This window comes from Cognataquiflexum rubidum, assembly GCF_022538115.1.
GTDB classification, from domain to species: Bacteria; Bacteroidota; Bacteroidia; order Cytophagales; family Cyclobacteriaceae; genus Cognataquiflexum; species Cognataquiflexum rubidum.
The window spans coordinates 20464-27447 of the sequence record NZ_JAKZAL010000039.1; the positions used below are offsets into that span (position 1 = coordinate 20464).

Consider the following 6984-nt stretch of genomic DNA (forward strand, 5'->3'; position numbering starts at 1 on the left):
TTAAGAATCGGCTAATTTAAGTTGTTTTGCCAAAATACCAATTCCAGCCAAAAAAGATTTGGGGGAATACCCAAGTTCCTTCTTTGCCTTGTCAATTATAAAACCTGTTCGTGGCGGACGCTTAGCAGGCTGTGTAAAAAGTGTCGAATCTGACTCCGTAATCAAGTTTTTGTCCAGTCCGAAATATTCCGTAGTTTGGATAGCCATGTCATAAGGTGTCAAAAAATCAGCTCCGGAAATATTGAAAACTCCCGTTGCTCCTTTTTTCATGATTAAAATACAACCTTCCGCAAGGTCCTCGGCCAATGTCGGTGTCCTCCATTGGTCATTGACGACCTTGATGGTCTTTCCCTCTTCCAGGGATTTTTTGACCCAAAGAATGATATTGGATCTGCTCATGTCCTGCGCGATCCCATAAACCAAAACCGTCCTGACGATAGCCCATCGGACCTTAGAAGCAAACAAGAGATTTTCCGCCTCCATTTTGGTCACACCATAATAATTGACCGGGTTGGGTAGGGCTTCTTCGGTATAAGGTCCATCTTCCCCATCAAAAATAAAGTCAGTGGAAAGATGGATCAGGTGGGTGTTATGTATTTCGCAAGCTTCGATCAGGTATCTGACCGCCTCCACATTCAAAATCCGGCATCCTTCTCTGTCTTTTTCACAATCATCCACTTGGGTCATCGCCGCTGCGTGGATTACCGTATCGGGCTTTGTAGCAGCGAAAACTTCCATCACCTGAACCCTGTCAGTGATGTCCAATTCTTGCCAAGTATAACTTCTGTTCCAGGTTTCAGGTAATCTTGATGCTCCTTTACCGGTTCCGATAAGATCAACTCCGGCATCATTTCTCAAAAACCCAATCAACTTCTGACCAAGCAAGCCATTGGCCCCTGTGACCAAAACCGTTTTTTTCAATCCTGAATCAATAGACATAACCGTATTCTTTGGTGATTTTTGCTTTTGAGATCAATTCCACAGTGACAGTCATATAGATAGGTTCAAGTGGCTTGCTTCTTTCGCCTGTTGGAACTGTGGCGATTTTCTCCATGACATCAAGTCCCTTAATCACTTCACCAAATACGGTGTATTCATTATCCAAATGGGGCGTTCCACCGACAGTGGTGTAAGCTTCCACTTGTTCAGCTGTCATGGGTGTTTTCAGTTCTACATTGAAAAAAGATTCCAGATTCGCTTTTTCTGAAAGCATCCTTTGGTTGAGACTGTCAAATTGTTGGGTTTGGTACAATCTCGCGTATTCCTCCTTCAAAGCCACATTGCTGCCCAATTGGATGTATTTGAAATAAGTCTCCGACAAAAGCTTCATATCAGTCACCAATTCATCTCGGGTATAAGTTTTGCCTTGAATAATGTAAAACTGTGACCCGCTGGACCTCCGTTCCGGATTGACATTATCACCCATTCTAGCAGCAGCGATCATCCCTTTTTTATGGATCATTCCAGGTACAATCTCTGCTTCAACAGTTGGCCATGTTTCGGGGGCAAGTTTTTCTTTTGTAAACACATCTCCACCCTGAATCATAAAATCCTTGATAATTCTGTGGAATTCGGTCGAATCAAATCTTCCGGCCTCTGCCAAGTCGATAAAATTCTGTTTATGCTTTGGGGTTTCATCAAACAAAACTGCATACATATCTCCATGCTTTGTCTGGATTTTGATGACGTAATCCTTTTCTACCGAACAGGAGAAAAGCAACACAGTCAATAATACAACGGGGATAAAACTCAGTCTTTTCATTTTTTCATATCTGATTTGATTTCTTTTAAAATGTGATCTCCTCCACTTTCCAACACCATTTTCGCAAGTTCCCGACCCAATTCCTCCGCTTGTGATTCATGTCCTGATACATGGTGCATAATTCTTTTGGATCCATCTAGGGACACGATTCCTCCTTTGAGATGAAGTTTGTCTGCCTGATTTTCTGCCAAAGCAAAAACTGGAATACTGCATCCGCCTTCCAAAACCCGGAGATAAGCCCTTTCTGCAAGGAGCCTATGTCCGGTCGATTGGTGGTGACAGGCTTCTATAATTTTGGATTTGACAATGGGGTTAAGGTTTTTAGAAGATTCTATTGCAACCGAACCCTGACCAACGGCAGGGGTAAATTCATCCAAAGAAAGTTCATGGCGGATCATCTCATCGTATCCCATTCGGTGCGCTCCTGCATAGGCAAGCAGCAATGCATCGCACAGTCCGGCTTCCATTTTGGCGATTCTCGTTTGGAGATTTCCCCTGACTTCAACTGTTTTGATATGGGGATAAAAATGCTTCAGCGTAGCTACCCTTCTAGTAGAGCTTGTTCCCAAAAGAAGTGGTTTGTCAGGGTTGGAATAATCGATAGCTGTCTGATGACTCAGGATGATGTCGTTTTCTTTTTCCCTTTCGGTAAAGGCGATAATTTCAAACCCATCAGGCAACTTGGACTGCATGTCTTTGGCACTGTGGACGGCGATGTCTATTGAACCGGTGGACAGTTGCTCCTCCAACTCCTCAGTAAAAACTCCTTTACTGCCAATTTTGGCAATGGAGACATCCAAAATTTTGTCGCCTTTGGTATCGATAAGGACGATCTCACTTTCCAGTCCTTTTGTTTTGAGAAGGTCTGCGATGTGATACGCCTGCCAAAGAGCCAATTTACTTCCTCTAGTGCCTATCCTGATCGGTTTGCTCATTCTTACTTTTCTTTTTATTTATTTTCTTCTCGACTGCTTCTTCTATAAACTTGACAATTTCCCCGGCGATATTCACTCCGGTCGCCTCTTCTATTCCTTCCAATCCCGGCGAACTGTTGACTTCCAATATTAGAGGGCCTCTGTCAGACTGCAACATGTCCACGCCTGCTATATCCAAGCCCAAAGCTTTGGCTGCACTCAGGGCGGCGGCTTTCTCTTCTTTAGACAATTTGATCACTGTCGCGATTCCTCCTCGATGGAGATTGGACCGAAATTCTCCCTCCGCACCCTGTCTCTTCATGGCGCCGACGACTTTGCCGTTGACGACAAATGCCCTGATATCTGCTCCTTTTGCTTCTTTGATAAATTCCTGCACGATAATCCTAGCTTTCAATCCATGGAATGCCTCAATCACGGACTGCCCCGCTTTTTTGGTTTCGGCGAGGACCACACCCAATCCTTGTGTTCCTTCGAGTAACTTGATGATCAGCGGCGCTCCGCCTACCCTTTCGATCAGGGCTTTTTCTCCGCCCTTGGAAAAATTCGTAAAAGCCGTCTTGGGCATCCCCAGACCCGCTTTGGACAGGATCTGTAGGCTTCTGAGCTTGTCCCTGCTCCTGACAATCGCCTGAGAATCCACCGCAGAAAACACGCCCATCAACTCAAACTGACGAACCACAGCAGTACCGTAAAAAGTAACAGATGCTCCGATCCTTGGAATGATCGCGTCGACACCTTCGAGTTTTTCACCTTTGTAGATGATATAAGGCCCCTCCTGCTCAATGATCAGATCGCAAAGGGAATGGTCTACGACCAAAGCCTCATGCCCCGCAGCCCGGATGGCTTCTATCAACCTTTTGGTAGAAAAAAGGTGTTGATTTCTGGAAAGTATTGCAATCTTCATTGTTGTGATTTCTTTGACAGGTTTATAGAATCTACGTCCACTAAAAATTTACCTCTTAACAATTTCCTTCCGATAAGTATCGGAATCTTCATTTTCGCCCTGTCTGTAAGAGTAAATTCGGCATCAAATTCCTCCCCAAACATAACGACTTTTGTATTCACTTTGAACCTGACTTCCGCCTGACCAAAAGAATTTTTTACCACCTTTTCGGTAAAATCTTCAGTCCGAATCATTTTGTTCTTATATTTTTTGTGTTTCGGAGAAAGGACTTTAAAATACAGCACGGGCACAGAATTTTCAATCTTTTCTTCGGCAAATTCACAATGGATGGCAGAGGTATAAGCCCCGGTATCTGTCTTGACAGTTATATTTTTCAACCCCCATTTTGGCAGATGAATTTTTTCCCTTCTTCCGATTGTCTTTTTCATGGCTAAGCTGTTTGCATCGGCCGCATGATTCGTGCCAGGCGGAAGGACAGATCTGCAAAAAGTATCCGAACATTGGCATTTCTTTCCAAATGGTAATGTGCCTCATTCATGGCCTGATAGATGGCCATGAGTTTTTCCTCATCGAGGACATGTACGCCGAGATTGTGGATAAATTCCCGGTCAGTTTCTATACTACGCATCAATTCCGCCAATTGGGACTTGTCCAACATCACCTCCCGGATCACATTGATCCCGCTCAAAAGCAGAGATTTTTGGGCTTCTTTGTCTTTGGAACTGAATTTTTCTACAAATTCCAACATGTCATTGACATGGACTGAATAACAAGCCCGGAACCAGTCCCTAACCAATCTCGTGAATTCATCCTCTACCTGATTGACCATGTTTTGGGCCTCCCGCATATTCCCATCCGCCAATGGGGAAATCTGCATGGCAGTATCTCGCGTAATGTGAAACTTCTGAATCAAATGCTGCATCACTTCTTCATCCGAAAATGCCCTGATCATGACCTTTTGGGTTCGGGAAAGAATGGTCGTCAACAATTGCTCAGGATGGGAAGTCACGAGAATAAAAAGTGTTTTGGCAGGCGGTTCCTCCAATATTTTCAAAAGGGAATTTGCAGATTGGGCATTCAGATATTCCGGAGACCAGATGAGCATGATCTTGTATCCCCCTTCAAATGACTTGAGTGAAAGGGTTTTGATGATCTGCTTTGCAGCTGCTTTGGAAATGTTGAGCTGCTTTTTCTCAAAGTTATTCTTGTAAATCCAATCGGAAACATTCCCAAAAGGAGTCTCTATGGCGAAGTTTCTGAAGGAGGTTGGGAAGTCGATCTTTTTTCCTTTATTCTCCTCATCTTCGTCTTCTTTACTCTCTCCCACCAATGGAAACACAAAGTTCATATCCGGATGGACAATTCTTGACATTTTTTGGCAGGAAGGGCAAGTTCCACAGGAATCGTACTCACCGGGTTGTTGACAAAGCGTAAACGTAGCAAGCGCCAATGCCATCTGGAGGTTGGCAGAACCCTCAGGCCCATGAAATAAAAGTGCGTGGGCAAGGTGGTTGTTTTTGACCGCTTGGACGATCTTCTCCTTTACTTCCTCCAAACCTGGAATAGATGAAAACAGCATATTTTTGTCAGACTTCTTTGTCCCAAATACGGTAATGTCTTGTCAATTCGAAAACCTTTTGGATAATTTCTTTTTCGGTCTGGCTGTATTCCAATCCTCTTCTTTTCATCACCGCAATGGCTGTTTCTTCAAATTTTCTCACCTGAAATGTGCTGAATCCCGATGCACCGCCCCAAGAAAAGGAGGGAATAAAATTTCTCGGAAAGCCGTCACCAAAAACATTGGCTCCGACTCCGACAACCGTCCCTGTGTTGAACATCGTATTGATGCCAGCCTTGGCATGGTCTCCCATCATCAGGCCGCAAAACTGCAAGCCTGTATTGGTAAATCCACCTTTGGTATAATCCCAGATTTTGACTTCTGCGTAGTTGTTTTTAAGGTTGGAAGTATTGGTGTCGGCACCGAGGTTACACCATTCGCCGATCACGGCATTGCCAAGGAATCCCTCATGGCCTTTGTTGGAGTAGCCAAAAAGGACCGCATTGGAGATTTCTCCCCCAACTTTAGAAAAAGGACCCACAGTCGTATCTCCCCGCATTTTGGCTCCCATATTTACCGTCGAACCTTCGCAAAGCGCAAATGGGCCTCTGATCAGCGAACCTTCCTGCACTTCGGCGTTTTTCCCGATATAGATCGGTCCCCCTTCGGCGTTGAGGACGGCGGCTTTGATTTTTGCTCCCGGTTCAATGAAAATCTGCGCCGCATTATATACAATGGTATGTGGATCTTCCAAAACTTCGGACCGTCTGCCGGCAGTAATCAGCTCGTAATCTTTCCTGATCTCAGCGGCATTGACCTGAAAAATATGCCATGATTTTTGAATCGCTGTGACCGCACCTTCATAGTGGATTTTGATCAAAGCTTTGGCCTGATCTGGATGAAAGGCACTGGGATTTTCTGAAAAGGCCGCAACCAAAAGGTTATTGGACCAAAGTGACTCGGTGTTTTTCAGTTGGTGGATGGCCGACCAAAGCATCTGATCCGGACAAACCGCACCGTTGACCATCAAAGCAGCGCCTTCTTTTTTGGGGAACTTTACAGTAAGGTAGTCCTGCGTCAAAAACCCGGGTTTGTGTCCCGAATATTTTTCCCATTTCTCCGAAATCTTCAAAATCCCCACCCGGATATCCCCGATAGGCCTTGTAAAAGTAAATGGCAACAAAGAACCCCGGATGGCAGGGTCATCGAATAGAATCAGATTGTCCATGGTACAAAAATAAAAAAGTCTCCCGGAAAACCGATTCCGGGAGACCTTTACCTGCTAGCAGGCGAGTAAAATTATTTCTTGGCGTATCTCTTGTTGAACTTGTCAACACGACCTGCTGTATCCAACATCATCTTCTTACCTGTGTAAAAAGGGTGTGAGTTTGAGCTTACTTCGACTTTATATACCGGATAAGTTTTGCCATCTTCCCACACGATTGTCTCAGAAGTCTGGATGGTGGATTTGGTGATGAACTTATATTCGCTTGAAGTATCGTAAAATACGACATCTCTGTAATTAGGATGAATGTCTTTTTTCATTGTATTGTTATTTATCTTTTATCGCTTTTCCGAAATGAGGCACAAAGTTATTTCTTTTTTAAAATGTATCCAAATCTTGTTTGGTAATAATTTGACGAGTGAAAGAATAAAGTATCTCGCAAAGCCGCAAGGACGCAAAGGGTTTGGGGATTTTGGTTGTAATCGTTGTAGTTGTTGTAATTGTTGGGTTGTCAGGCTGTCAAGTTTCTATGTTAAATTCCTAGCAAATCGGTTAATATTTCTTCTTTTCTATTTAAATTGGTTAGTATCAGACAAAGCG

At 44.0% G+C, this 6984-nt stretch carries 8 protein-coding genes; all 8 read right to left on the reverse strand.

Going from position 1 to position 6984, the window contains the following annotated elements:
• Positions 1-939, reverse strand: a complete 939-nt coding sequence (locus MMU05_RS22610) for an SDR family oxidoreductase (RefSeq protein ID WP_241143928.1) — start codon at positions 937-939, stop codon at positions 1-3.
• Positions 929-1762: a peptidylprolyl isomerase gene (locus MMU05_RS22615; protein ID WP_241143929.1), complete on the reverse strand. Its 834-nt coding sequence runs from the start codon at positions 1760-1762 to the stop codon at positions 929-931. Before MMU05_RS22615 ends, MMU05_RS22610 begins: the two co-directional genes overlap by 11 nt.
• Complete coding sequence (gene hemC / locus MMU05_RS22620) at positions 1759-2697, reverse strand: hydroxymethylbilane synthase (protein WP_241143930.1); 939 nt, start codon at positions 2695-2697, stop codon at positions 1759-1761. The genes MMU05_RS22615 and hemC overlap by 4 nt, the downstream gene beginning before the upstream one ends.
• The gene (rimK, locus tag MMU05_RS22625; RefSeq protein WP_241143931.1) at positions 2669-3601 is read right to left on the reverse strand and encodes a 30S ribosomal protein S6--L-glutamate ligase; all 933 of its coding nucleotides are present in this window, start codon (positions 3599-3601) and stop codon (positions 2669-2671) included. Before rimK ends, hemC begins: the two co-directional genes overlap by 29 nt.
• Positions 3598-4029, reverse strand: a complete 432-nt coding sequence (locus MMU05_RS22630; RefSeq protein ID WP_241143932.1) for an ATP-dependent zinc protease family protein — start codon at positions 4027-4029, stop codon at positions 3598-3600. Before MMU05_RS22630 ends, rimK begins: the two co-directional genes overlap by 4 nt.
• A 2-nt stretch (positions 4030-4031) precedes the next feature.
• A complete protein-coding gene (locus MMU05_RS22635; protein ID WP_241143933.1) occupies positions 4032-5180 on the reverse strand; it encodes a DNA polymerase III subunit in 1149 nt (382 codons plus the stop codon).
• Between the two features lie 7 nt (positions 5181-5187).
• Positions 5188-6387, reverse strand: coding sequence for a GlmU family protein (locus MMU05_RS22640; RefSeq protein WP_241143934.1), 1200 nt, complete (start codon positions 6385-6387; stop codon positions 5188-5190).
• A gap of 71 nt (positions 6388-6458) precedes the next feature.
• Entirely contained in the window at positions 6459-6704 is a 246-nt protein-coding gene (locus MMU05_RS22645) for a type B 50S ribosomal protein L31 (protein WP_241143935.1), read from the reverse strand.
• Between the last annotated feature and the right edge of the window lie 280 nt (positions 6705-6984).

What these genes read in the sequence shown, in the direction of transcription:
- MMU05_RS22610 (WP_241143928.1), bottom strand. Translation starts at nt 939, where the DNA reads ATGTCTATTGATTCAGGATTGAAAAAAACGGTTTTGGTCACAGGGGCC.
- MMU05_RS22615 (WP_241143929.1), bottom strand. Translation starts at nt 1,762, where the DNA reads ATGAAAAGACTGAGTTTTATCCCCGTTGTATTATTGACTGTGTTGCTT.
- hemC (WP_241143930.1), bottom strand. Translation starts at nt 2,697, where the DNA reads ATGAGCAAACCGATCAGGATAGGCACTAGAGGAAGTAAATTGGCTCTT.
- rimK (WP_241143931.1), bottom strand. Translation starts at nt 3,601, where the DNA reads ATGAAGATTGCAATACTTTCCAGAAATCAACACCTTTTTTCTACCAAA.
- MMU05_RS22630 (WP_241143932.1), bottom strand. Translation starts at nt 4,029, where the DNA reads ATGAAAAAGACAATCGGAAGAAGGGAAAAAATTCATCTGCCAAAATGG.
- MMU05_RS22635 (WP_241143933.1), bottom strand. Translation starts at nt 5,180, where the DNA reads ATGCTGTTTTCATCTATTCCAGGTTTGGAGGAAGTAAAGGAGAAGATC.
- MMU05_RS22640 (WP_241143934.1), bottom strand. Translation starts at nt 6,387, where the DNA reads ATGGACAATCTGATTCTATTCGATGACCCTGCCATCCGGGGTTCTTTG.
- MMU05_RS22645 (WP_241143935.1), bottom strand. Translation starts at nt 6,704, where the DNA reads ATGAAAAAAGACATTCATCCTAATTACAGAGATGTCGTATTTTACGAT.